This is a genomic window from Streptomyces sp. NPDC026394 (genome assembly GCF_055567735.1).
Window position 1 is genome coordinate 704,338 of sequence record NZ_JBVHPX010000001.1, and the last position, 25,655, is coordinate 729,992.

The 25,655-nt window shown below is 72.3% G+C and carries 19 protein-coding genes; 13 read left to right on the top strand and 6 right to left on the bottom strand.

Features of this window, described 5'->3' with window-relative positions:
- The first annotated feature begins 135 nt into the window (after positions 1-135).
- From ACZ4QV_RS02995 to gatB, 5 genes are all read left to right on the top strand, one after another.
- Complete coding sequence (locus ACZ4QV_RS02995) at positions 136-2,253, top strand: putative bifunctional diguanylate cyclase/phosphodiesterase (RefSeq protein WP_361146078.1); 2,118 nt, start codon at positions 136-138, stop codon at positions 2,251-2,253.
- Between the two features lie 418 nt (positions 2,254-2,671).
- The gene (gene gatC, locus ACZ4QV_RS03000) at positions 2,672-2,968 is read left to right on the top strand and encodes an Asp-tRNA(Asn)/Glu-tRNA(Gln) amidotransferase subunit GatC (protein WP_003984986.1); all 297 of its coding nucleotides are present in this window, start codon (positions 2,672-2,674) and stop codon (positions 2,966-2,968) included.
- A 5-nt stretch (positions 2,969-2,973) separates the two neighbouring features.
- Positions 2,974-4,467, top strand: coding sequence for an Asp-tRNA(Asn)/Glu-tRNA(Gln) amidotransferase subunit GatA (gatA, locus tag ACZ4QV_RS03005; RefSeq protein WP_467762510.1), 1,494 nt, complete (start codon positions 2,974-2,976; stop codon positions 4,465-4,467).
- A complete protein-coding gene (locus tag ACZ4QV_RS03010) occupies positions 4,464-4,706 on the top strand; it encodes a hypothetical protein (RefSeq protein ID WP_030018300.1) in 243 nt (80 codons plus the stop codon). Before gatA ends, ACZ4QV_RS03010 begins: the two co-directional genes overlap by 4 nt.
- Positions 4,707-4,730: 24 nt before the next feature.
- Positions 4,731-6,239: an Asp-tRNA(Asn)/Glu-tRNA(Gln) amidotransferase subunit GatB gene (gatB, locus tag ACZ4QV_RS03015; protein ID WP_361146072.1), complete on the top strand. Its 1,509-nt coding sequence runs from the start codon at positions 4,731-4,733 to the stop codon at positions 6,237-6,239.
- A 66-nt stretch (positions 6,240-6,305) separates the two neighbouring features.
- Here the strand turns inward: gatB and ACZ4QV_RS03020 are convergent, their stop codons facing one another.
- Entirely contained in the window at positions 6,306-8,054 is a 1,749-nt protein-coding gene (locus ACZ4QV_RS03020; RefSeq protein WP_467762511.1) for a chitinase, read from the bottom strand.
- 344 nt (positions 8,055-8,398) lie between these two features.
- Between ACZ4QV_RS03020 and ACZ4QV_RS03025 the strand changes: the two genes are divergently transcribed.
- Positions 8,399-10,063, top strand: a complete 1,665-nt coding sequence (locus ACZ4QV_RS03025) for an FAD-binding oxidoreductase (RefSeq protein ID WP_467762512.1) — start codon at positions 8,399-8,401, stop codon at positions 10,061-10,063.
- A 238-nt stretch (positions 10,064-10,301) separates the two neighbouring features.
- Here ACZ4QV_RS03025 and ACZ4QV_RS03030 read toward each other — a convergent pair whose 3' ends face one another.
- A complete protein-coding gene (locus tag ACZ4QV_RS03030; RefSeq protein ID WP_361634593.1) occupies positions 10,302-10,613 on the bottom strand; it encodes a glycine-rich domain-containing protein in 312 nt (103 codons plus the stop codon).
- 109 nt (positions 10,614-10,722) lie between these two features.
- Positions 10,723-10,998 carry a DUF7848 domain-containing protein gene (locus ACZ4QV_RS03035; protein ID WP_361876080.1) on the bottom strand — a complete coding sequence of 92 codons (276 nt, stop codon included), beginning with the start codon at positions 10,996-10,998 and terminating at the stop codon, positions 10,723-10,725.
- A 501-nt stretch (positions 10,999-11,499) separates the two neighbouring features.
- Here ACZ4QV_RS03035 and ACZ4QV_RS03040 point away from each other — a divergent pair.
- From ACZ4QV_RS03040 to ACZ4QV_RS03060, 5 genes are all read left to right on the top strand, one after another.
- Complete coding sequence (locus ACZ4QV_RS03040) at positions 11,500-11,637, top strand: hypothetical protein (RefSeq protein WP_361634587.1); 138 nt, start codon at positions 11,500-11,502, stop codon at positions 11,635-11,637.
- A gap of 63 nt (positions 11,638-11,700) precedes the next feature.
- Positions 11,701-12,588, top strand: coding sequence for a hypothetical protein (locus tag ACZ4QV_RS03045; RefSeq protein WP_467762513.1), 888 nt, complete (start codon positions 11,701-11,703; stop codon positions 12,586-12,588).
- Between the two features lie 305 nt (positions 12,589-12,893).
- Positions 12,894-15,023, top strand: a complete 2,130-nt coding sequence (locus ACZ4QV_RS03050; protein ID WP_467762514.1) for a phosphocholine-specific phospholipase C — start codon at positions 12,894-12,896, stop codon at positions 15,021-15,023.
- A 255-nt stretch (positions 15,024-15,278) separates the two neighbouring features.
- A complete protein-coding gene (locus ACZ4QV_RS03055; protein WP_361145918.1) occupies positions 15,279-17,573 on the top strand; it encodes an MMPL family transporter in 2,295 nt (764 codons plus the stop codon).
- A 215-nt stretch (positions 17,574-17,788) separates the two neighbouring features.
- Positions 17,789-18,427, top strand: coding sequence for a hypothetical protein (locus ACZ4QV_RS03060; RefSeq protein WP_361145915.1), 639 nt, complete (start codon positions 17,789-17,791; stop codon positions 18,425-18,427).
- Positions 18,428-18,480: 53 nt separating this feature from the next.
- On the opposite strand, the gene ACZ4QV_RS03065 is transcribed toward ACZ4QV_RS03060, so the two are convergent.
- The 3 genes from ACZ4QV_RS03065 to ACZ4QV_RS03075 all read right to left on the bottom strand — a co-directional run bounded on the left by ACZ4QV_RS03065 (position 18,481) and on the right by ACZ4QV_RS03075 (position 21,089).
- On the bottom strand, positions 18,481-18,663 hold the full coding sequence (locus ACZ4QV_RS03065) for a DUF6191 domain-containing protein (protein WP_361145912.1): 183 nt from the start codon (positions 18,661-18,663) through the stop codon (positions 18,481-18,483).
- A gap of 133 nt (positions 18,664-18,796) precedes the next feature.
- The gene (locus ACZ4QV_RS03070) at positions 18,797-19,972 is read right to left on the bottom strand and encodes a PQQ-dependent sugar dehydrogenase (RefSeq protein ID WP_361145909.1); all 1,176 of its coding nucleotides are present in this window, start codon (positions 19,970-19,972) and stop codon (positions 18,797-18,799) included.
- 124 nt (positions 19,973-20,096) lie between these two features.
- On the bottom strand, positions 20,097-21,089 hold the full coding sequence (locus ACZ4QV_RS03075) for an aldo/keto reductase (RefSeq protein WP_361583957.1): 993 nt from the start codon (positions 21,087-21,089) through the stop codon (positions 20,097-20,099).
- An 87-nt stretch (positions 21,090-21,176) separates the two neighbouring features.
- Between ACZ4QV_RS03075 and ACZ4QV_RS03080 the strand changes: the two genes are divergently transcribed.
- On the top strand, positions 21,177-22,139 hold the full coding sequence (locus tag ACZ4QV_RS03080; protein ID WP_467762515.1) for a 2-hydroxyacid dehydrogenase: 963 nt from the start codon (positions 21,177-21,179) through the stop codon (positions 22,137-22,139).
- Positions 22,140-22,472: 333 nt separating this feature from the next.
- Positions 22,473-25,496: a putative bifunctional diguanylate cyclase/phosphodiesterase gene (locus ACZ4QV_RS03085; protein WP_361634578.1), complete on the top strand. Its 3,024-nt coding sequence runs from the start codon at positions 22,473-22,475 to the stop codon at positions 25,494-25,496.
- The last annotated feature ends 159 nt before the right edge of the window (positions 25,497-25,655 follow it).

Consider the following 25,655-nt stretch of genomic DNA (forward strand, 5'->3'; position numbering starts at 1 on the left):
AGCAGATGGTTCCGGATGGCCGGGTCGCATTCGGGCAACCGCTGCCGATCGCTGCCCGCGGCGGCCTTCTGCGGCCTACTGTTGAGGTGTGCGCCTGCCGTGGCGCGGGCACAGCCGGCTGTGAGAGGTATCGGAATGAAACCGACCGACAGCGCCGCTCCGGCGTCGCGGCTCCGCCGGCTCGTGGTGCCCGCGCTGCCCGCGACCGTCGTGCTGATGGCGGGCACCGCGCTCGCGGCGGGAGTGATCCGCACGCTCGGCACCGGCCGGGCCCTGTTCCCGGAAGGCGCCGTCGGCTGGGCCCTGGCGATCCTGACCGGTGTCATCGTGGGCCACCTGGTCGCCCTCGGCCGCGACCGCTGGTGGGGCGGCACGGGCTCCGGCGCGGCGCTGGCCCTCGCCGTCCTGCTGCTGTACGGCTGGGTGCCCGCCGTCCTGGTGAGCGTCGCCGTCGTGCTGCTGGTCGGGGCCGCGCGACGGCACCGCTGGCGACAGGCCCTGCTGCACGGCGCGGTGGACATCCTCGGGATCGGCGCCGCGGCGCTGGGCCTCGCCGCCTTCCACGTCGTACCGACCGTCGAACACCCGTGGCAGCCCGCCGCCTGGGACCTGTCCGTCCTGCCCGACATCCTCGTCGCGGCCGCCGCGTACCTGATCGTCACCCGCGCCCTGCTGTGGTTCACCATGGCGTCGCGCAGCGGCAGCCTGCCCACCATCGCCCGGACGGCGCTGGCCCGCCAGGCCCTGGTCGGCGTGGCGCTGCTCGGCATCTCGCCGCTGATCGTGGTGGCCGCCGTGCACGCGCCGTTCCTGCTGCCGATGTTCGCCGTACCGCTGATCGCCCTGGACTCCACCCTGTGGATCGCCCGCGCCCGCGCCGAGGAGCAGTTGCGGGACCCGCTCACCGGCCTGCCCAACCGCCAGTGGCTGCTGGAGCGCACCTGGACCGCGCTGGACGACGCCGAGCGCATCGGCGCCCGATCCGCCCTCGTCCTGATCGACCTGGACCGTTTCCGCTCGGTCAACGACACCCTCGGGCACCTCGCGGGCGACCGGCTGCTGCTCCAGATAGCCGACCGGCTGCGGCACGCGCTGCCGCGCGGCGCCGAGGTCGCCCGGCTCGGCGGTGACGAGTTCGCGGTCCTGCTGCCCACCGCGGACTCCCTGACCAGCGCCCAGCGGGTGGCCCGCAACCTCGTCGCGGCGCTCGGCTCGCCGCTCGACCTGGACGGACTCACCCTCGTACTGGAAGCCAGCGCGGGGGTCGCGGTCTTCCCCGACCACGCCCTGGACGCCGAGGGCCTGCTGCGCCGGGCGGACGTCGCCATGTACCAGGCCAAGCGGGACCGCAGCGGCGTCGAGGTGTACGAGGCCAAGCGGGACGGCAACACTCCCGACCGGCTCGGCCTCCTGGGTGATCTGCGCCGCGCGCTCGACGCCGGCGACGTGGAGCTGCACTACCAGCCCAAGGTCGGCTTCGACGGGCACGTGGCCGGGCTGGAGGCACTGGTCCGGTGGGTCCATCCGGAGCGCGGCCGGGTCCCGCCGGACGAGTTCATCGCCATCGCCGAGTCGTCCGGGCTGATGCCGCGCCTGACGGAGTACGTCCTGGAGACCGCGCTCGCCCAGGTGGCCCGGTGGCGCGCGTCCGGCCTGGAGGTGCCGGTCGCGGTCAACGTCTCGCCGCGCGACGTGCACACCCCCGGCTTCGCCGGCGCGGTGGCCGCGCGGCTGGCCCGCCATCAGGTGCCGCCCGGCTCGCTCCAGTTGGAGATAACGGAACACGTCCTGCTGGAGGACCCGCAGCGGGCCGCCGACACGCTGGCCGGGCTGACCGGCCACGGCGTCAAGATGTCCCTGGACGACTTCGGCACCGGCTACTCGTCCCTCGTCCACCTGCGCCGCCTGCCGGTCAGCGAACTGAAGATCGACCGCTCCTTCGTCGCCCGGCTCGCCGTGGACAACGAGGACGCCGAGATCGTCCGCTGCACCCTGGACCTGGCCCACTCGCTCGGTCTGCTGGTGGTCGCCGAGGGCGTCGAGGACGACGAGACCTGGGAGCGGCTGCGCGACCTGGGCTGCGACGCCGTACAGGGCTGGCTGGTCGCCGCCGCGATGCCGCCGGACGAGACCACGGCCTGGCTGCGGGCCCGCGGCGAGCGCGGCTGGCAGCGCGAGGCGGAGCGCTCCGCCGCCGAACCCCAGCACGAGCGCGCCACGGCGGTCGAGGAAGCCGACCAGCGCGTCATCTGACCGGCCCGCCGCGCCCGGCGCCGTCCGGCCCCGGCCCGTACCGCGGACGCCGTCCGGCCCCGGCCCGGCAGCCCACCGCTCCCACTCGCGCCCAGCCCGCCCCCGCCCCGTACGGCGTGCGCCCCGCCCCGTACGGCGCGGCCACCCCACCCAGCGCCCCGGCGTGCGCCCCGCCCCGCAGACCCCACACCACCCCACACCCCCCTCGCACCCCCTCCCGCCACCCCGGCGACCCGCCCCTCACCCCGGCCACCGCCCGTGCCACGCGGCCCGTGTCCGCCCGCACCGTACGGTCCGTGCCCGCCCGCGCCGAGCGGCCCGTGCCCGCGACTGCGGGAATGCGTTTCGAACCCTCGTTGCGTACGCCATAGGATTGGCCCGGACAACAAGCCAAGACACTCACCCTGAGGATCGCTGCATGCCTGGCATCACGCGCGAGGAGGTTGCCCACCTCGCCCGGCTGGCGCGCTTGGAGCTGAAGGACGAAGAGCTCGATCACTTCGCCGGACAGCTCGACGACATCATCGGCGCGGTCGCCCGCGTCTCCGAGGTCGCCGACCAAGACGTACCGCCGACCTCCCACCCGCTGCCCCTGACCAATGTCATGCGGCCGGACGTGGTCCGTCCGTCGCTGACGCCCGAGCAGGCGCTGTCCGGCGCCCCGGCCCAGGAACAGCAGCGTTTCAAGGTGCCGCAGATCCTGGGGGAGGAGTGACCGACATGGCAGATCTGATCAAGCTCACCGCCGCCGAGACCGCGGCGAAGATCGCCGCCGGCGAGGTCACGGCCGTCGAGGTCACCGAGGCGCACCTGGCCCGCATCGAGGCCGTCGACGAGAAGGTGCACGCCTTCCTGCACGTGGACCGTGAGGGCGCCCTCGCCCAGGCCCGTGCGGTGGACGCCAAGCGCGAGCGCGGCGAGAAGCTGGGCCCGCTGGCCGGCGTCCCGCTCGCCCTGAAGGACATCTTCACCACGGAGGGCATTCCCACCACCGTCGGTTCGAAGATCCTCGAAGGCTGGATCCCGCCGTACGACGCGACGCTGACCAAGAAGCTGAAGGCCGCCGACGTCGTCATCCTCGGCAAGACCAACATGGACGAGTTCGCCATGGGGTCCTCCACCGAGAACAGCGCCTACGGCCCGACCGGCAACCCCTGGGACCTCACCCGCATCCCCGGCGGCTCCGGCGGCGGCTCCTCCGCCGCGCTCGCCGCCTACGAGGCCCCGCTCGCCATCGGCACGGACACCGGCGGCTCGATCCGCCAGCCCGCCGCCGTCACCGGCACGGTCGGCGTCAAGCCCACCTACGGCGCGGTCTCCCGCTACGGCATGGTGGCGTTCTCCTCCTCCCTCGACCAGGGCGGGCCCTGCGCCCGTACGGTCCTGGACGCGGCCCTGCTGCACGAGGTCATCGCCGGCCACGACGAGCTGGACTCCACCTCCATCGACGCGCCGGTCCCGCCGGTCGTCGAGGCGGCCCGCAACGGCGACGTCAAGGGGATGCGCGTCGGCGTCGTCAAGGAGTTCTCCGGCGAGCACTACCAGGCCGGCGTCATGCAGCGGTTCAACGAGTCCGTCGAGCTGCTGCGCGAGCTGGGCGCGGAGATCGTGGAGATCTCCTGCCCGTCCTTCGACCTCGCGCTGTCGGCGTACTACCTGATCGCGCCGTCCGAGTGCTCCTCGAACCTGGCCCGCTTCGACGCCATGCGCTACGGCCTGCGGGTCGGCGACGACGGCACCCGGTCCGCCGAGGACGTCACGGCCCTGACCCGCGAGGCCGGCTTCGGCCCCGAGGTCAAGCGCCGCGTCATGCTCGGCACGTACGCGCTCAGCTCCGGCTACTACGACGCGTACTACGGCTCGGCGCAGAAGGTCCGCACCCTGATCACCCAGGACTTCGAGAAGGCCTTCGAGCAGGTCGACGTGCTGATCTCGCCGACCACGCCCACCACGGCCTTCCCGATCGGCGAGCGCGCCGACGACCCGATGGCGATGTACCTCGCCGACCTGTGCACGATCCCGACGAACCTGGCAGGCAACGCGGCCATGTCGCTGCCCTGCGGCCTGGCCCCCGAGGACGGGCTGCCGGTGGGGCTGCAGATCATCGCCCCTGCCATGGCCGACGACCGGCTCTACAAGGTCGGTGCCGCGGTCGAGGCCGCGTTCACCGCCCGTTGGGGGCACCCGCTGCTTGAGGAGGCACCGTCCCTGTGAGTGGAAAGCTTGCGAAGGCCAAGGGCTTCAAGAAGTCCAAGGCCGGTACGTATCTGTCCATCGGCACCACGCTGTTCGGTGCGGTGAGCGTCGTCAAGCAGGCGAAGGCGGCCAAGGGCGAGCAGGACCGGCTCCAGCTCCTGGACGCCGTCGTCTCCGCCGCCGCCATCGCCACCGGAGTCGCGCTGCTGATCCGCGATCTGCGTCGTCTCGGCGACGACGACGTGCTCGCGGGCTGAGCGGGACTGAGAGGTTAGTTTTCCGTGACCGTCACTGAACTGGTGTCGTACGAGGACGCGCTGACCACCTACGACCCTGTGATGGGTCTTGAGGTGCACGTCGAACTCGGCACCAAGACCAAGATGTTCTGCGGGTGCTCGACGTCCCTGGGCGCCGACGCCAACTCGCAGACCTGCCCCACCTGCCTGGGCATGCCCGGCTCGCTCCCGGTCGTCAACGCGGTCGGCGTCGAGTCCGCCGTCAAGATCGGCCTGGCCCTGAACTGCTCGATCGCCGAGTGGTGCCGTTTCGCCCGGAAGAACTACTTCTATCCGGACATGCCGAAGAACTTCCAGACGTCGCAGTACGACGAGCCCATCGCCTTCGACGGGTACCTGGATGTGCAGCTGGAGGACGGCGAGATCTTCCGCGTGGAGATCGAGCGCGCCCACATGGAGGAGGACACCGGCAAGTCGACGCACGTCGGCGGCGCCACCGGCCGTATCCACGGCGCGTCCCACTCCCTGCTGGACTACAACCGCGCCGGCATCCCGCTCATCGAGATCGTCACCAAGCCCATCCAGGGCGCGGGCGAGCGGGCCCCCGAGGTCGCCAAGGCGTACGTCGCCGAGCTGCGCGAGCTGATCAAGGCGCTGGGCGTGTCCGAGGCCCGCATGGAGATGGGCCAGATGCGCTGCGACGTGAACCTGTCGCTGCGCCCCAAGGGCGTCGAGAAGTTCGGCACCCGCTCCGAGACGAAGAACGTCAACTCGCTGCGCAGCGTCGAGCGGGCCGCCCGCTTCGAGATCCAGCGGCACGCCGCGGTGCTGTCCTCGGGCGGCACGATCATCCAGGAGACCCGCCACTTCCACGAGGAGGACGGCTCCACCACCCCCGGCCGGGTCAAGGAGGAGGCGGAGGACTACCGCTACTTCCCCGAGCCCGACCTGGTGCCGGTGGCCCCCTCCCGCGAGTGGGTCGAGGAGCTGCGCAAGGGCCTGCCCGAGCTGCCGCGCGTACGCCGTAACCGGCTGCGCGAGGAGTGGGGCGTCTCCGAGCACGACATGCAGTCCATCCTCAACGCCGGCGCCGTGGACCTGATCGTCGCCACCACCGAGGCCGGCGCGGACTCCGCCGCCGCCCGCAAGTGGTGGATGGGCGAGCTGGCCCGCCGCGCCAACGAGGACGGCACCGAGCTCGCCGCCCTGCCCATCACCCCGGAGCAGGTCGCGCGGGTCGCGGCGCTGGTCGCCGAGGGCTCCCTCAACGACAAGCTGGCGCGCCAGACCATCGAAGGCGTCCTCGCGGGCGAGGGCGACCCGGACACCGTCGTCGAGAAGCGCGGCCTGAAGGTCGTCTCGGACGAGGGCGCGCTGGGCAAGGCGGTCGACGAGGCCATCGAGTCCAACGCCGCCATCGCCGACAAGATCCGCGGCGGCAAGGTCGCGGCAGCCGGCGCGCTGGTCGGCGCGGTCATGAAGGCCACCCGCGGCCAGGCCGACGCGGCCCGTGTCCGTGAGCTGATCCTGGAGAAGCTGGGCGTCGAGGGCTGACACCCGGTTCCGGTACGCGAGGGGCGGCACACCACCGGTGTGCCGCCCTTCTGCATGCGTGCCGCGTTACGGCAGGTTGTGCACGTGCGGTCCGACCGCGTTCGACCAGGCGTTGCCGGTCGACGCGTCCCAGTTGGTGGACCAGGTCATGGCGCCGCGCAGGGACGGGTAGGTCCTGGCGGGCTTGAAGGAGCCGCAGCCGGTGCCCTTGGTGAGGCAGTCCAGCGCGCTGTTGACGACGCCGGGGGAGACGTAACCGCCGCCGGCGGCCCGGGTCGAGGCCGGAACACCGATCCCCACCTGGGACGGGTCGAGGCCGCCTTCGAGCTGGATGCAGGCCAGGGCGGTGAGGAAGTCCACGGTGCCCTGCGAGTAGACCTTGCCGTCACAGCCGAGCATCGAACCGCTGTTGTAGTACTGCATGTTGACGACGGTGAGGATGTCCTTGATGTTCAGCGCGGTCTTGAAGTAGCCGCCCTGGGTGGACTGCATGTCGATGGTCTGCGGGGCCATGGTGATGACCAGCTTGCTGCCCGCCTTCTGGGACAGCGAGCGCAGGGCCTGCGACATGTAGGTCGGGTTGATGCCGTTTTCGAGGTCGATGTCGACGCCGTTGAAGCCGTACTCCTGCATCAGCGCGTAGGCACTGTTGGCGAAGTTGTTCGCCGAGGCGGAGTCGTTGACCGAGATGGTGCCCTTCTCGCCGCCGACGGACAGGATGACGTTCTTGCCGGCCGCCTGCTTGGCCCTGATGTCGGCCTTGAACTGCGCGACCGTGTAACCGCCCAGGCCCGCCGAGTCGAGGTTGAAGGTGATCGCGCCGGGCGTGGTGGTGGCGTCCGCGAAGGAGACCGCGATGATGTCGTACTGGTCGGAGACGTCGCTGATCTTCTGCACGGTCGCGCCGTTGTTGAAGTTCTGCCAGTAGCCGGTGACCGCGTGCTTCGGTACGGAGGGGCCGGGGCCGCCGCCATCCGGGGACGTGGTGGCGGTGACCTCGGCGGACTTGGCGGACTCGCCTGCCGCGTTGGTCGCGGCGACCTGGAAGCGGTACGCGGTGGACGGGTTCAGGCCGGTCACGGTGGCCGACGTACCGGTGACCGACTGCACCTTGGCACCGTCGCGGTAGACGTGGTACCCGGTGGCGTACGTGGCCGGGTTCCAGGACAGCGCCACCGAGGACGCGGTGACCGCGCCGGCGGTCAGCCCGGTGGGCGCGCCGGGAACCGGATCACCCGGGTCACCGTTGCCGCCGCCGTCCGGTCCGAAGACGCTGATGTCGTCGGCGAAGTAGGCGGACTGCCCGTACCAGCCGTGGGTGTAGACGGTGACCGAGGTGGTGGAGGGGCCGGTGGTGAAGGTGGTCTTCAGTTGCTGCCAGGTGGTGGCGCCGGGGACCCAGGTGGACACGTCGGTGGTGCCGGTGCCGCCGACGCCGAGGTAGACGTACGAGCCCTGGACGTACGCGCTCAGCGTGTACGTGGAGCCGGGCTTGACGGCGACGGTCTGCGAGCACTTGGCCTGGTCGGAGCCGGCCGGCGTGGCCTTCAGGGCCGAGGTGCCGCCGTGCACGGGGGAGGACACGGTGGTGCCCGCGCCGGAGGAGCAGGTCCACCCGGAGAGCCCGGACTCGAATCCGGGGTTCTTGGCGTTGTTGACGTCGGCGGCGACACCGGCGGCGGCGTGGGGGGCCGCCGAGGCGCCGGCCGCGGTGCCGGTGACGGCGAGGGCGGCGGCCGCCAGCCCGGTGAAGGCGGTGGTGAGCCACCGTCTGTGCCGGGAGCGGGGGGTGCGGGACACGAGGGGGTGCGGCATGGCTGTCTCCAAGTCATGGGCCCGGAAGGGCCGTCCGCCCGGTCCGGAGGCGGGGCGGGCGTAGCGCACAAAATGGTCCAGACCAATGCGGTTGTCAAGAGTTCGTGAAAACTTACGCGCGCGTTGGTGCCGTCGCCGGAGGGGGCGAACCGTTCCCGGGGATGATGCGTGCCGCTCGCGTCCCCTTCTGAGGGAGGGGAGGCGGCACGCGGCGTACATCCTTCTCCTTAGGGGGCAGGTGGTCACCGTGGACGATGAACCGGCGCCCGGCGGGCCCGATGGTGGAGAGGTGCGACACACAACAACCACCTCTGAAGACACACGAGTTACGGGGGAGCCTGACCATGGGTGAAGTGAAGCGCCGGAGTCTGCTCGCGGGAGCGGCGGCGCTGGGGGGAACGGCCGCGGCCCTGGCGACGCCGGGCATCGCGGCCGCGGCGACCGCACCGGCCGTGTCCGGCACACCGGACGCGAGCGCCGCCGCGGCCGCCCGCCCGCCCGGCACCGGCCTCGTCACCCTCGGCCCCCACGACCCGCGCTACGCCTCCCTGACCCGGCGCGGCTGCAACGGCCGCTTCGCGGGCAAGCCCGACCACGTACACGTCGTGAGCACCACCGAGCAGGTCGTCACTGCGGTCCAGCAGGCCGTACGGGACGGCAAGCGCATCGCCGTACGCAGCGGCGGTCACTGCTTCGAGAACTTCGTCGACGACCCGTCCGTCACCGCCCTGATCGACACCTCGCCCATGCGCGCGGTCTCCTACGACGCCGCCCGGCGGGCGTTCGCCGTCCAGCCCGGTGCCCTGCTCGGCGAGGTCTACCGCGCGCTGTTCCTCGGCTGGGGCGTGACCATCCCGGCGGGGGCGACCGCCGAGGTCGGCGTCGGCGGACACGTCCTCGGCGGTGGGTACGGCACCCTCTCACGGCGGTACGGACTGTCCGTGGACCACCTGTACGCCGTCGAGGTCGTCGTGGTGGACCGCTCCGGCACGGCCCGCAGCGTGGTGGCCACCCGGGACCCCAAGGACCCGCACCACGACCTGTGGTGGGCGCACACCGGCGGCGGAGGTGGCAACTTCGGCATCGTCACCCGCTACTGGTTCCGCGACCCGCACGCCCGGGGCGACGACCCCGCCCGGCTCCTGCCCAAGGCCCCGGCGACGATGCTCGCCTTCGCCGCCACCTGGAACTGGAAAGACCTCGACGAGCGCGCGTTCACGCGGCTGGTGCGCAACCACGGCGCCTGGTACGAGCACAACAGCGGCCCGGACTCCCCGTACCACGACCTGTTCAGCGTCTTCATGCTCAACGCCCGCAACAGCGGCAGCATCGCCCTGGTGGGACAGCTCGACGCCACCACACCCGACGCCGAACGGCGGATGCACGCCTACGTGGACGCCGTTGGGCGCGGCGTGGGCGCCCGGCCCGCGCTCGACCATTCCGTCCGGCCGTGGCTGGAGGCGGTGGCCCTCGTCCAGGAGAGCGAGCCGGCCGCGTTCAAGGTCAAGGCCGGCTACCTCCGCAAGCGGTACACGGACCGGCAGATCACCGCGCTCCACCGGCACCTGGCGGGCCCGGCGGGCAGCAAGGACGCGGTGCCCGAGGGCGTCAACGGCTCACTGTGGCTGGTCTCGTACGGCGGACAGGTCAACAGCGTCGCACCGGACGCGACGGCGGTCGCCCAGCGGGACTCGATTCTCAAGGCGGTCTACATGACCGGCTGGGAGGGGGAGGAGGCGGCCGGGGCGAAGCCCTTGGCGTGGCTCCGGGACTTCTACCGCGACGTGTACGCGGACACCGGCGGCGTACCCGTCCCGAACGCCGTCAGCGACGGCTCGTTCATCAACTACCCGGACCGGGACCTCGCCGACCCGAAGCTGAACACCTCCGGCGTCCCCTGGCACACCCTGTACTACAAGGACCACTACCCGCGCCTCCAGCGGATCAAGGCGCGCTGGGACCCGCGGGACGAGTTCCGGCACGCGCTGTCGGTCCGTCCGCCGCGGTGACGTGAGCCGCACCCGGGCTGCCCGTGGGGCGGCTCGGGTGCGGGCGGTCAGTTGTCGGCCGACGGGATGAGGAAGCCCCGGGCAGGACCGCTGTCGGTACGCCCGCCACCCCCCTGCCGCCCGGCCCGGTTCCTCCGGCGCGACGACCCCGGGAATACCCAGCCGCCTCAGCGCGACGTCCACGTGCCGGGCCTCTTCCGCGTCCATACGCTCACCTTCTCTGCCGGGGTGCGGCAGCTTAGCCGCCCTGACCGCCGCCATGTGTCGCGCACTCTCCGGGGTTGATGGGGCCGCGGCCGCCTGGTTTCGGGGTGTGGGAACAGTTCGCCGCGACCGGTACGAGGGCCTCGGCAGGCCCCGTCCACAGCTCGCTGTCCACGCTGTGCCCAGCCTGTTGGATCAGGGCCATGGTCCGGGCGAGTGCGTGTGGGTCGTACCGCTCGGGGCCCGGCCGTTCCGGGTAATGATGGACGAATCGGCCGAGCCGTTCGCACATCTTGGCGTACGGGTCCGTGTGCAGGATCAGCGTGTGCCATCCTTCGTCCACCACGCGTGAGGGGGTGATCTTCACCGTGGGGAAGGCCTGTTGTGGACCTGTTGAGGATCGGCCCGCTCCGGTCGCTCGACCTGTCCCGGGTGAGGGCGACCGGAGCGGGGGCTCAGCGGGGTGTCGGAAGCGGTGGAATGCCCGCTTGCCCCTCGTTCAGTTCCAGGCGGCGTACGAGCGCCACGTCCTCGTACGTCCGGGCGAACGCCGGGTGACCCGTACGGCCCGTGTGCGTCATCATCGCCAGGCCGGCCGCCTTCAGGTCGGCGGTCGCCGCCGGCGTCCACCCGCAACCGGCGCTCAGGCAGTGCGCCGTGAGGGTGATCTCGCTCTGCGGATGGGTGCCGATGGCGTGCTGCACGGCGCGGAACACACTGCGGGTACTCACGGGCGTACCGCCGGGTGCCGAGCGGCAGTCCTGTCACGCGCGGGTGGTGCGGGTGGTCGCGGATCTCCAGGGAACAGTCCACGGCCGCCGACCGGTTCGTGCAACCGTCCGTCGTGCTTTTTCCCGTCCGGTACGCCTGCCGCCACGCCGCAGCGTGCGCGCAGGCGTCGCAGCCCTCGACCGGCACCGGTCCGGGTGACGCGGCCGGCACCGGGAGCACGACCGGCGGTTCCGGGTAGCTGCGGTGCGATGGGGGGTGGGCCCGGTTCATGACCGGGTCCCGACCGGGCGAGCCCAGGTCGGAGTCCGAGCGCGCTCCCCGTCCTCCCTCCGTGATCCGGCCTTCCGCCGCACCCGCTGCGTATGCCCCGGCGGCGGGGGCCAAGTTCTCGACCATGATTCCTCGCCGTTCCCTCGGTACTTCGTGAGGCGATCGTCGTGCCGGAACCGATGGGGCCACCAGCGGCCCCGTGTAGGCCAGTTGTCGGCCAGACTGGCCCCATGCGAAGCAGCATCGGGGCCAACATCCGGCGTGAGCGGGAGCGACGGGGCTGGAGCCAGGAGCGTTTGGCGCACGAGATCTGTCGCGGCGCCGGGGTCGGAGGCGAACCGGTCGGCCGCCAGGAGGTCAGCCGTTGAGAGAAGGGGAAGCGCACGCCCTGCCAATGGCTGCCGTTCATCGCCGCCGCCCTCGGGGTGCCCGTGGACGTGCTCAAGGAGCCGCGGGAGGCCGATGAACCGCCCCTGCCGGCCCTGGAGGACTTCCTGCCCGCCGGTGATCCGCTGGCCCCGCTCAGCGCCCGCGAGGGCCGACGTGTCGGTCTGGGGCAGGTGGGCGACCTGCAAGAACGCGTACACGGGCTCAGGCTCGCGGATGACGTGCTGGCCGGGGGAGACCTGATCCGTCCAGCGCTGCGGGAACTCCGCGCTGCCGTACGGGTCTACAAGGAAGGCGCCCACTCCGGAGAGGTGGGGCGCGCTCTTCTCCGGCAGATCGGCGAACTGGCGCAGATCGCGGGCTGGATCGCCAGCGATGCCGGGCAGCACGCGGACGCGGAACGGGTCCACCGACTGGGTCTCAGCGCGGCGATGCAGGCGGACGACCGGACGCTTGCCGGAAACCTCGCTGGTTCGCTGGCCTATCAACTCAGCAACACCGGCAGGGAGGCCGAAGGGGTCCAGCTTGCGCGGGCGGCCCTCGACGGAACAGGACCGGAGGCACCTGCGAAAGCCCGCGCGCTCTACCTCGATCGGGTGGCATGGGCTCGCACCAGGGCCGGAGAAGCTCAGCCCGCCATGCGTGCACTCGCAGAGGCCGGCGAGGCGCTGGCAGCACACGGCGCTGGAGCCGAGTCGCCCGCTTACCTGTACTGGGTGGACGCCGGGGAGCTACAGGTCATGGAGAGCCGGGTCTACACGGAGCTACGCCGACCCTTGCGGGCCGTGCCCCTGTTACGGGACGTGCTCAGCCGGTACGACGCGACGCACACCCGGGAACTCGCCCTGTACCTGTCGTGGCTGGCCGTCGCTCTGGCCGACGCGAACGAACCGGAAGAGGCGGCCGCGACAGCGGAACGGTCATCGCGCTGAGCGAGGCCGTCACCAGCGACCGCACGGCCCAACGGGTGCGCGTCGTGCTGGGGCGGCTGGAGGGCTACCGGGACGTTCCGGAAGTCCGGGCGGTACTTGACGGCGCTGCGTGAAGGCGGAAGGGGCAGGGCGCCGCCCGTCCCACCGGATGAGCCCACAACCGGAACCGGAACCATCTGTTCTCGAAACCGTCACCCCGACACCTGTCGCCCGCCACCGCGCTCCACTACCGTCCCGCTCGCAGCAGCCAATGGGCTGTGGGGGAACCATTGCCCGACCGTGGGCAGACGACTGGGAGGTCGAGCGTGGCATCCGAGGTATCTCGCAGACGGGTCATGGGACTTGGCGCGGCCGCGGCGGGTGCGGCCGCCGCGTCCCTGCTGCCGCCGTCCCTTCAGCAGGCGCTGGCCGCCGGGCCGGCCGCCGCCGGGCGTGGGCACGGGCACGGCCGGGGTGGCCTCGGAGACATCAGGCATGTCGTCGTGCTGATGCAGGAGAATCGTTCCTTCGACCACTACTTCGGGATGCTGCGCGGCGTACGCGGCTACGGCGACCGCAACGCCGTGCGGCTGCCCGGCGGCGACCGGAGCGTCTTCGAGCAGCCGGGCGCGCTCGGCGTCGGCACCGTCCTGCCGTTCTCCGTCCGGGAGGCCGCGGTGGCTCAGAAGAAGGACCTCCAGTACATCGGGGCGCTCAACCACGAGTGGGCCGGCGGCGCCAAGGCGTGGCGCGACGGGTGGATGGACAACTGGGTCACCGCGAAGACGGCCGCCACCATGGCCCACTACGACCGCCAGGACGTACCGCTGCACTACGAGCTGGCCGACACCTTCACCGTCTGCGACGCGTACCACTCCTCGATCCACTCCTCCACCAGCCCCAACCGCAACCACCTGGTCAGTGGCTGGACCGGCTTCGAGCCGGGCTCCGGCAAGCGCGCGGTGGGCAACGACGCGTACGCGGAGGACACCCACACGGGTTACACCTGGCCCACGTACGCCGAGCGCCTGGAGAAGGCCGGGCGAAGCTGGCGCGTCTACCAGGAGTGGGACAACTTCACCGACAACAACCTGGAGTTCTACGCGACCTTCAAGGCGGTCATGAAGAAGGCGCTGGCCAAGGTGGGCGGCGGCGTGCAGAACATGACCGCGTTCTACGGGAAGGTCGCCGCGGCCGGCGAGGCGGAACGCAAGCGCTTGCAGGGGCTGCTGGAGGAAGGCGTACGGGCGCTGAGCGCGGCCGACCGCAGTCTCTTCGAGCGCGCGCTGCGCCGCGGCGAGCCGGACTCCACGGCCACCGCCTTCGCCGCCGACGTCGCCGCGGGCAAGCTGCCCGAGGTGTCCTACATCGTCCCGTCCGCGGCGGACTCCGAGCATCCCGGCTCGTCCTCGCCGGTCGCCAGCGCCACCATCGTCTACAAGGTGCTGGACGCGCTCGGGAAGAACCCGGACGTGTGGCGGCACACCGCGCTGTTCCTGACGTACGACGAGAACGACGGATTTTTCGACCACGTGCCGCCGCCGGTGCCGCCGGCCGGCACGGAGGGCGAGTTCTGGGACGGCAAGCCGACCGGGCTCGGGATGCGCGTGCCGATGCTGGTGATCTCGCCCTGGTCGGTGGGCGGCTACGCCTGCTCGCAGGTCTTCGACCACACCTCGATCGTCCGCTTCCTGGAGCGCTGGACGGGCGTGCGGGAGCCCCACATCAGCGCCTGGCGGCGTACCGTCTGCGGCGACCTGACCACCGCTTTCGACTTCTCGCGCGGGCGCAGGCAGCCCGCCGTGGAGCGGCCCGGCGCGATCCCGCCGTTCGGCGGACGCTGGGCGCCGCGCCCGCCGCGCGAGCAGCGGCTCCCGCGCCAGGAGCCGGGCACCCGGCCCGCGCGCCCGCTGCCGTACCAGCCCGACGCGGACGGCGCGTACGACGCGCGGGCGGGGTGTTTCCGGCTCGCGGTGCGCAACGGGGGCCGGGCGAGCGCGCACTTCGCGCTGTATCCGTACGCGGGGGAGTACGGCACGCCGCAGCACCGTGACGTGCTGGGCCGGGCCGACTGGGAGGTGCCCGTCAAGGACGGCGCGTACCGCTTCACCGTCACGGGCCCCAACGGGTTCCGGCGCGAGCACGCGGGCACCGCCGCGGGCGCGGCCGCTGCGGTCCGGATCGGCACCCGCCTGGACGCGCACCGGCGTGAACTGCACCTCACGCTCGTCAACCAGGGACGCGCCGACCTCACCTTCACCCTGAAGCCGCTGGCGTACGGCGACACCAGGACGCGCGAGATCAGGGTGCGGGCCGGCAGCACCCGTACCGTCGCGCACTCCGCGGCAGCGGCGCACGGCTGGTACGACCTGGACCTGTCCGTCGCACAGGACGCGTCCTTCCACCGCCGCTTCATGGGGCACATCGAGAACGGGAAGGAGTCGGTCACCGGCTGACCTGAGGCGCGCGGTACCGGCCGTCTTCCGGTCGCCTCGTGCTCGGGCCGGGTTCCGCTTCCCGTTCCCTTTGTGGGGAACTCCACAAAAGGGTCAAAGGATCTTTTCCTGCTGTCACTCTGCAAGAGGTACGGGCCCGCCGCCCCTTCGTCGGCAGGCGGTGGTCCCGTGCTTCCCCCTCCCTTACGCGTTCGGCACCACGGGTACATCCCGGGAGACATCGGCGCCTGACCCGGGAAGCAGACGAAGAGCTTGATGACCGCACTGACCCGGTGGTGCCTGCGGCGCCGCATCGTCGTGATCGTGCTCTGGCTCGCCGCCTTCGCGGGAGCCACCGCGGCCGCCGGAGCCGCCGGCTCCGCCTACTCCGACCACTACGACGTCCCCGGTACGGAATCGGGGCAGGCCGGAGCCCTGCTGGAGCGGGCCTTCCCGGAGCGCTCCGGCGACCGCGACACGATCGTGTGGCACACGGAGTCCGGCACCGTACGCGCGGGCGCCGTGCGGAAGGACCTTCAGCAGACCCTCGACAAGATCGCCGCACTGCCCGGCGTCGCGTCCGTACAGAGCCCGTACGGACCGCAGGGCGCCGGGCAGATCAGCGAGGACGGGCACACCGCCTACGCCGACCTCGCCTTCGACGCGCCCGCCGAGGACCTGGACAAGGCCCAGGTCCAGCGCGTCGTGGACACCGCCAGGACCGCCGCGGCCGACGGACTCCAGGTGGAGCTGGGCGGCGCCGGCATCGCCGTCACCGAGTCGTCGGACGCCCAGCTCGCCGAACTGATCGGGCTCGGCGCCGCCGCCGTCGTCCTCTTCCTCGCCTTCGGCTCGCTCGCCGCCACGCTCCTGCCGCTCGTCACGGCGGTGGTGAGCGTCGGCACCGCCTCCGCCGGCATCACCCTGCTCGGCCACGCGATGACGGTGGCCGACTTCGCCCCGATGCTGGGCATGCTCATCGGCCTCGGTGTCGGCATCGACTACGCGCTTTTCATCGTCACCCGGCACCGCAGAGGGCTGAAATCCGGCCTCACCGTCCCGCAGGCCGCCGAGCGCGCGGTCAGTGTGTCGGGGCGCGCGGTGGTCTTCGCCGGGGCCACCGTCTGCATCGCCCTGCTCGGGATGCTCGTCCTGCGGCTGGGCTTCCTCAACGGCGTCGCCATCGCCGCCTCGCTGACCGTCGTCCTCACCGTCGCCGCCTCCGTCACCCTGCTCCCGGCCCTGCTCGGCGTCATCGGACCGCGGGCGCTGAGCCGGCGCGAACGGCGGCAACTGGCCGCCGACGGACCCCGCCCGGAGCCGCCGGCCGGCTTCGCGGCCTGGTGGTCCGGCTTCGTGGAGCGCCACCCCAAGCTGCTGGGCGCGGCCGCGGCCGTCGTCATGCTGATCCTCGCGCTGCCCACCCTGTCCCTGCATCTGGGCACCTCCGACCAGGGCAACAACCCCGCGACGAGCACCACCCGGCAGGCGTACGACCTGCTCGGCGAGGGCTTCGGGCCGGGCTCCAACGGGCCGCTGACCCTGGTCGGCGACCTCGACGGGGCCAAGGACCGGCTCGCCTTCGACCGGCTGCCGGACGAACTGCGCGGCACACCGGGCGTGGCACAGGTACGGGGACCGGAGTTCGACGGCAGCGGCAGCACGGGTGTGATCACCGTCGTACCGGACGGCTCCCCGCAGTCCCGCCAGACCTCCGACCTGGTGGAACGGCTGCGCGCCGACGTCCTGCCGAAGGCCGGGGAGGGCACCAGCATGAAGGTCCATGTCGGAGGGGTGACGGCCAGCTACGACGACTTCGCCTCCGTGATCGTCGGCAAGCTGCCGCTCTTCGTCGGCGTCGTCATCGGCCTGGGCTGCGTCCTGCTGCTCCTCGCGTTCCGCAGCATCGGCATACCACTGAAGGCCGCCGCGATGAACATCGCGGCCGTCGCCTCCTCCTTCGGGATCGTGGTCGCGATCTTCCAGTGGGGGTGGGGGAGCGAACTGCTCGGGCTGGGCAGCGCGGGCCCGATCGAGCCCTTCCTGCCCGTGATCATGGTCTCGGTCCTCTTCGGGCTGTCCATGGACTACCAGGTCTTCCTGGTCAGCCGGATGTACGAGGAATGGCGGCTGACCCGCGACAACCGCCGCGCGGTCCGCGTCGGACTCGCCGAGACCGGCCGGGTCATCAACTCGGCGGCCGTCATCATGATCGCGGTGTTCGCGGCGTTCGTGCTCAGCGGCGACCGCATCATCGCGATGTTCGGCATCGGCCTGGCGGCCGCCGTCGCGCTGGACGCCTTCGTACTGCGCACCCTGCTCGTGCCCGCCCTGATGCACCTGCTCGGTGGCGCGAACTGGTGGCTGCCGGGGTGGCTGGAGCGGCGGCTGCCGCGGATCAGCATCGAGCCGCCGGCGGAGGCGGGGGCAGGTACCGGATCGGGTGCGGGTACCGGTTCGGGCGCGGGCCCGGCGGCGCCGGGGGCGGACGGCGCGCCGGTGATTCCGGTTCCGGTTCCGGTTGCGGTGCCGGGGCCGCGGCGGGGTGACGAAGGGCTGGTACGGAAGTAGCGCCGTCCCGAGGGGGAGGGGCCGCGGCCGGGGAAAGGGGGGCGGTCCGGCCGTCTCCGTATGGCCGGGCGGTCCCGTACAGCCCGGCCGTACCCCTACGTTCCGGTCGTTCCCGTACGTACCGTACGGCCCTTGTGCCCGCTGCCGTGGCCGGTTCCCCGTGCGCCCCGGGGATTCTCATACGTCTCTCAGATCCGGCACCTACGGTCGCGCCCATGGACACCACCAAGACCGAAGACCGCACCGACGACACGAAGGCCGACGAGGCCAAGGCGGCCACCGGGACGACGGAGGCCGAAGGGGCGTCCGAGGCCACCGAGGCGGACGGGAAGAAGCCGTCCGGCGCGGACACCCCGCGCGGCGCGGGCGCCGACGAGCAGCGCGGGGCGGACGGGGAGGACGGGGCGGACGAGGAGGAGACCGCGGACGCCGACGCGACGCCCGCCGCCACCACCGCGACCGCTTCGGTGGCGTCCGGCGCCGGCTCCGTCGTCGCCGCGGGACTGGGGCTCGCCTCGCTCACCGGCACCTGGGTCGGCACGGTGCTGGCCGAGCGCCAGACGCTGCTCGGCCAGATCAAGCTGCAGACCGGCAAGGCCACCGACCAGATCGGCACCGTCTACGGCGCCCCCTGGCACACCCACGCCCTCGTCAACGCGATCTTCGCGCTGCTCGCCGTCGTCGTCGCGGGCCTGGTCCTCACCCGGCCCCGCCCGACCTGGGTACGGGCCGTGGCCTGGGGCGGACTCGCCCTCGGCGTCCTGGGGCTCATCGTCTCCGCGGGCATGTACTTCGACCTCTTCGCCAGCCTGCCCTCGCTGCCCAAGGCCGGAGCCGGCACGCCTGGTTCCTGAGGGGCCGTGCACGAGGCGGGTGTGCCGGGGCCGTGGGTCCGGCACACCCGCCCTCAGGTGTGCCGCGGCGGCTCCTGCTCCGGCAGGCGGACGGTGACCTTGCCCGAGGACAGGTCTATCGGTCCCTTGCCGGGATCACTGTCGCCGGTGTCGGTGACCACCAGGGTCAGCCGTCGCTGTTCCTCGTCGGTGTGCTTGCGTCCCGGCGCGAACAACTCCTCCACCAGGTTGAACATCTGGCCTCCTGACGACGCGGACGGCTCCGTACGACGAGTGTAGGCACCAACGAAGCGGAAACGGGCGGCCCCGGCCGCACCTGTCCTGTCCGTACCTGCCCGTACCTGTGCGGGCCCGTCCCCGTTCCTCCCGTCAGCGCACGTCCAGCCGCAGGATCCGGTCGTCACCCTGCTTCGGCTCCCCGCGCCCGTCGGTGTTGCCGGTGACCAGCCACACCCCGCCGTCCTGGGCCGTCACGACCGTACGCAGCCGCCCGTACTCGCCCTGGAGGAACGCCTGCGGCGGCGCCGACGCCTGCCGCCCGGCGAGCGGGATCCGCCACAGCCGTTCGCCGCGCAGCCCCGCCATCCAGACCGAGCCCCCGGCGATCGCGATGCCGCTCGGCGAGGCGTCCGCCGTCTTCCACTGGGCCACCGGGTCCACGAACCGGGCGTCACCCCGGCCCTTGCCCTCGACCTCGGGCCAGCCGTAGTTCCTGCCCGGCTCGATCAGGTTCAGTTCGTCCCAGGTGTTCTGCCCGAACTCGGCGGCCCACAGCCGCCCCTCGCCGTCCCAGGCCAGGCCCTGCACATTGCGGTGTCCGTACGTGTACACCACCGAGTCGGCGTCCGGGTTGCCGTGCACCGGCTCGCCGTCCGGTGTCATGCGCAGGATCTTGCCGCCCAGCGACGTCCGGTCCTGGGCGAGGCCGGTGTCGCCGGTCTCGCCGGTGCCCGCGTACAGCATCTTGTCCGGGCCGAACGCGATCCGGCCGCCGTTGTGGATCTGCCCCTTGGGAATGCCCTTCAGGACCGTGTCGGGGGCGCCCAGTTGACTGCCGGGCTGCTTCTTCGCGTCGTAGTTCAGCCGGGCGATGCGGTTGTCGGACTCGGTGGTGAAGTACGCGTACACCTGAGGGGACCGGCCGAACGACGGCGCCACCGCGATCCCCAGCAGCCCGCCCTCGCCGCCCGGCGCGACTCCCGGCACCGTGCCCAGCTCGGTCTTCCGGCCGCCGTCCGCCGCCACCCGGAAGATCTTCCCGGTGTCGCGCGAGGACACCAGCAGGTCACCTCCGGGCAGCGCGGCCACTCCCCAGGGCGAGGTGAGACCGGTGGTCAGGGTGCTGACGACCTTCACCGAGCCCTTGGCGGGCGGCGCCGGGGCGGACGGGGAGGCCGGGGTGCCGCCCGGGGACGCGGCGCCGGACGGGGCGGCGGACGAAGCGGCGAGCGAGCCGGCCGGACCGGGGGCGCCCCCGGAGGAACACCCCGCCGCCAGCAGCAGCGAGGCAGCGGCCAACACGGAGGTCACGGAGCGTCGTTGCACGGCGAAGTCCTCTCGTCGACGGAACCCGCCTTACGACACCACACCGCACCCCTCAAGTCAGGCCCCCACTCCGGCGCCGCCCGGCCCGGACCGTCACGCGCGCCCCGCCCGGCGCGCGTGGCGGTCAGTCCCACGACCCCCGAGCCGGCGGCAGCGCGGCGATCTCCGTGAGGTCCCGGCGGTCCAGTGTCAGCCCGGCCGCCGCCGCGTTCTCGGCGGCCCAGCGTTCCTTCTTCGTCCCCGGTACGGGCACGACGTGCGGCCCCTGCGCCAGTACCCATGCCAGCGCCACCTGCCCCGGCGTGGCCCCGTGCCGCGCGCCCACCCGGCGCAGCCCGGCCACCACCGGCTGGTTGGCGGCCATCATCTCGGCCGTGAAGCGCGGGTGCCGGGCCCGTATGTCCTCCGGTTCGAAGCCCTGCCCCGGGGTCAGCGTGCCGGTGAGGAAACCGTTGCCCAGCGGCATGGCCGCGAGGAACCCGACGCCGCGCGTGACGCACCACGGCAGCAGCGTCTCCAGTGCCTCCTTCGACCACACCGACAGCTCGGCCTGCACGCTGCTGACCGGGAACACCTGCTGGATGCGTTCCAGTTGCCGCAGCGTCCCGTCGTACAGCCGCGTGCCCCGGCGGCGGCCGGCGCGCGCGCCCACCGCGCACAGCCCCAGCGACCGCACCTTCCCGGCGGCCACCAGTCCCGCCATCGCGCCCCAGGTCTCCTCGATCGGTACCTCGGGATCGGTGCGGTGCAGTTGGTACAGGTCGATGCAGTCGGTCTGCAGGCGGCGCAGCGAGGCGTCGCACGCCCGTCTCACGTAGCCGGGCCGCCCGTTGGCGACGATGTGCTGCTCGCCCACCAGCAGCCCGACCTTGGTCGACACGAAGGCTTCCGCGCGGCGCTCCTTCAGGGCCCGCCCGACCAGCAGTTCATTGGTGAACGGCCCGTACATGTCGGCGGTGTCGAGCAGGGTGCAGCCCTGGTCGAGCGCGGTGTGCACGGTGCGCAGCGAGCTCTCGCCGTTGCGCTGCGACTCGGTGTATCCCCAGCTCATCGGCATACAGCCGAGTCCGATTGCACCCACTTCGAGCGCTGTAGCCCCGATTGTCCTGCGCTCCACGTGGTCGTGCCTCCATCCCCTCGCCCCCGATCAAGGGCCTGACCAAACTAACGTCTGAGCCCGAAGGGCATCGCATAGCCTCTGGCCATGGCATCAGCAGACCCGCGCACCGCCGCGAACGACGTATGGCTCCCGATCCCCGCCGACGACGTCGGCGGACTGCCGGACGGCTTCGACTACGTCCATTGGGACGCCGGACCGGAGTTCCCCGCGGACCCCGCCCGCTGCGCCTTCTACGTGGTCCCGTACATGAAGGATCCGCAGGTGTGCATACGCCCGCTGACGGAGATGACCGGGCTGCGCGCCGTGCAGACCCTGACCGCCGGCATCGAGCACATGCTGCCCGCCCTGCCCCGGCTGCCGCCCGGGACCCATCTGTGCAACGCCCGCGGGCTGCACGACGCCAGTACGGCCGAGCTCGCGCTCACCCTGACGCTCGCCTCGCTGCGCGGCATACCGGAATTCGTCCGGGGCCAGGACGAGGGCCGGTGGCTCAACGGATTCCGGCCCGCCCTCGCCGACAAGACGGTGCTCATCGTGGGGTACGGATCGATCGGCAGTGCGATCGAGGACCGGCTCATGCCCTTCGAGTGTGCGCGGGTGGCGCGCATTGCGCGCACCGCACGTGAGACCGTGCGCGGGCCCGTGCTTCCGCTCGCCGAACTGCCCGCCGAGCTGCCCGGGGCGGACGTCGTGATCATCGCCACGCCGCTCACCGACGCCACCCGCGGTCTGGTCGGGAGCGACTTCCTGGCCCGCATGAAGGACGGCGCGCTGCTGGTGAACGTGGCGCGCGGCGCCGTCGTCAACACGAAGGCACTTCTCGCCGAACTCGAATCGGGGCGGTTGCGGGCGGCCCTGGACGTCACCGATCCGGAACCGCTGCCCGCCGGGCACCCGCTGTGGCACGCTCCCGGCGTGCTCGTCACTCCCCATGTCGGAGGCCCCAGCTCTGCCTTCCTGCCCCGCGCCAAGCGCCTCATCAGGGACCAGCTGACACGTTTCGCCTCCGGTGATCCTCTGTGCAACGTCGTGGCTACGGCCGGGTGAAACCTTCCCGGACCCCTTGCGGGTAGCTCTACGGGGCCGTACGACTGCACTGGGTATCCGCATCCCATGGACAGTCACGCTGCGTAGAGAAGCTATGTCCCTGAGTGACGAAACTGGTGTATCGTCCGAGCGGGGACCGCGCCGGGCAGTGATACGGCGCAGCGCGAAAGACCGGAACCGAGGGGGGCGACGGGCGATGTACGGCCGATGGACGATGCACGGGACAGGCACTCCGCAATCCCCCGGGGGGACACCTCCGGGCCCATGGGCGCGCCGGGCGCCGTGCGCGCACCGGTCGCGACGATGTCGCGCGGCGGGCGGGAGGAGAGGGCGGTGAGCGCCACGGGCGCGGTCCTCACCCGGCCGCCGGTGCAGGCCGGCGGCGCACCGGGCGTGGTCCCGCAGGTCGTGCTCGCGGTCGTCTGCGGCGGTTACGCCGTGGGTGCCGCACTGGGCTGGGGCTCTCCCGAACTCGCGCTCTTCATGGGCGACTTCGGCCTCAGCGTGGCCGCCTTCGCGGCGGCCGTCTCCTGCTTCCTGTACGCCCGCAGGCACCACGGCCGGTTTCGACCCGCCTGGCTGCTGTTCGCCGCCTCCTCCACGATGGCGGGGATCGGCAACGGCGTCTGGGGCTGGTACGAGGTCGTGCTGCGCGAGCCGGTGCCGAGCCCGTCGCTCGCCGACTTCTGCTTCCTGCTCTTCGCGCCACCGGCCATCGTCGGCCTGCTCGTGCTCGCCAAGAGGCCCGTCTCCAAGGCCGGCTGGGTGTGCCTGGGGCTGGACGCCTGGCTGATCGGCGGTTCGCTGCTGACGCTCTCCTGGAGCCTGGCGCTCGCGCACACCGCGCACTTCCAGGGCCAGAGCGTGCCGCAGGGCGCGCTCGCGCTGGCCTACCCGCTGCTGGACATCGTGCTGGTGAGCATGGTGCTCGCCCTGCACTTCAAGCGCTCCTCGGCGCACCGCTCGGCCATCAACACCGCCATCGCGGCACTGGCCCTGACGGTGCTGTGCGACGCGCTGTTCAGCTCGCCGCTGCTGCGCGAGCACTACCGCTCCGGTCAGATCCTGGACGCCGGCTGGTTCGCCGGCTCGATGCTGCTCACGTACGCGCCCTGGGTGGCCCGGCGGCTGCCCGGCGGCGACACCGCGGCCGCCGCTCCCGGGCGCGCCGCACCCCGCACCCCGCCGGCCACGGGCACCTCCGCGGCCGCCGCGGCGGCCACCCGGCCCATCGCGGGTTCGCTGGCCGCGCTCACCCCGTACCTGGCCGCCGCCGTCTGCACGCTGGGCATCCTGTACAACGTCCTGGACGGCCGCCGCATCGACCGCGTGGTGCTCTTCACCGGCTGCACGGTCGTCCTCGCCCTGGTCGTCCGCCAGGGCATCATGCTGCTCGACAACATCACCCTCACGCAGGAACTGGCCCAGAAGGAGAACCACTTCCGGTCGCTGGTGCAGGGCTCCAGCGACGTCATCATGATCGCCGCACCGACCGGGATACTGCGCTATGTCAGCCCCGCCGCCGCGGGGGTCTACGGCCGGGACGCGGAGGAACTGGTCGGCTCCGAGCTGGCCTCCCTCATCCATCCCGAGGACCTGGGGCGCGTGGTGCACGAGGTGCGCAGATTCCTCGCCGCCCGGCCCGAGGACGAGCCGACCACCCGGATCGAGTGCCGCTTCCGCGCGGGCGAACACCGTGCGGGCGGCGAGAAGTGGCTCAACGTCGAGTCCACGGTCAACCGCCACCACGGCGGCCTCATCTTCAACTCCCGTGACGTCACCGAACGCGTCCGCCTCCAGGCCCAGTTGCAGCACAACGCCTCGCACGACGCGCTCACCGACCTGCCCAACCGGGCGCTGTTCACCGAACGGGTCAGCCAGGCGCTGACCGGCCGTCGCGCCACCGATCCGGGCACCGCCGTGCTCTACATCGACCTGGACGGCTTCAAGCAGGTGAACGACACCATCGGGCACCAGGCGGGGGACGAGCTGCTGATCCAGGCCGCCCGCAGACTGGCCGAATCCGTACGGGCCGGGGACACCGCCGCCCGGCTCGGCGGCGACGAGTTCGCCGCGCTGATCATGGGCGACGGCTCCCGCGACCACGCGGCGCGCGAGCACCGCATCCTGGAGGTCGCCGACCGGCTGCGCATCCGGCTCTCCGACCCGTACAAGATCGACGGCAGGGACGTACGGGTCGCCGCCAGCATCGGTGTCGCCTTCGCCGAGCCGGGCATCACCCCCGGCCCCTTGATGCGCAACGCCGACCTGGCGATGTACCGCGCCAAACAGGCCGGCAAGGGCTGCGTCAAGCTGTACGCGCCACAGATGCAGGCCGACGTGGTGCACCGCGCCGAGCTGGCCACCAAGCTGCGCACCGCCCTGCACGACGGCGAGTTCGCGCTGCTGCACCAGCCCGTGGTGGAGCTGGCCGGCGGCCGGATCACGGCGGTCGCCGCCCTGGCCCGCTGGCGCTCCGCCCAGGGCATACTCTTCACCCCCGCCGAGTTCCTGCGGGTCGGCGACCGCGGCCGGCTCAAGGAGGACGGCGACCGCACCGCCGAGCTGGGCCGCTGGCAGCTGGAGGAGGCGGTGCAGCAGGCCGCCGGCCGGCACCGGGCGGGCCATCCGGTCCCGGTGGCCGTCCGGATCTCCGCGCACCGGTTGCTCGACCGGGCGCTGCCGCCCAAGAGCATCGAGGCCCTGCTGTCCCGGCACGGCCTGCCGTCCGGCTCGCTGGTCCTGGAGCTGGCCGACACCGATCCGCGGATACCGCTGGAGGAGCTGGAGCGCCGTCTGGTCGCCCTGCGCCGCCTGGGGGTACGGATCGCCCTGGACGGCTTCGGCAGCGGCGCGGCCGCCATCGGAGCGCTGCGGCGGCTGCCCGTCGACGTGCTGCGGCTGGACCGTGACCTGGTCGACGGGGTGGTGGACTCCGCCCGGCTGCACAAGATCACCTCGGGGCTGCTGCGGATCGCCTCCGACCTCGGCATGCAGTCCGTGGCCGACGGCGTCGACCTGCCCGAGCAGATCGTCGCGCTGCGCTCCATGGGCTGTACGCACGGCCAGGGCATGGCCTTCTCCGGGCCGCTGGACGAGCACCGGCTGCGCCACGCGCTGTCCCAGGGCAGCTATCCGGTGCCGGGCCCGGGCAGCGAGGGCCGGGCGGTGGTGTTCAGCGGTACGGGCCTGCCGGTGCGCCACGTCAAGAAGGGGCGCGAACCGGTGTCACCCGGACGGGTGCTGGGCGAACTGCCCAGGCGATTCGGGCCGGGTGAGGGCAGGGACGGGGCGGAGACAGCGCTGGCCAGCCCCCCGCTGCGCCCAAATAGTGAGACCTCCGTCCCACCCACTTGACACTCCCCTGGCAGCAGGGGGAGGGTCAGTTCCATGCGCACCCGAATTCTCGTACTTGGACAGCGCGTCGGCTGAAGCTGGGTCACCCACACCACCCAGCGCTCCGCACCGGCGCGCTCCCCTCGCTTGCCTCACGGCACGAGGGGTTTTTTGTTGCAT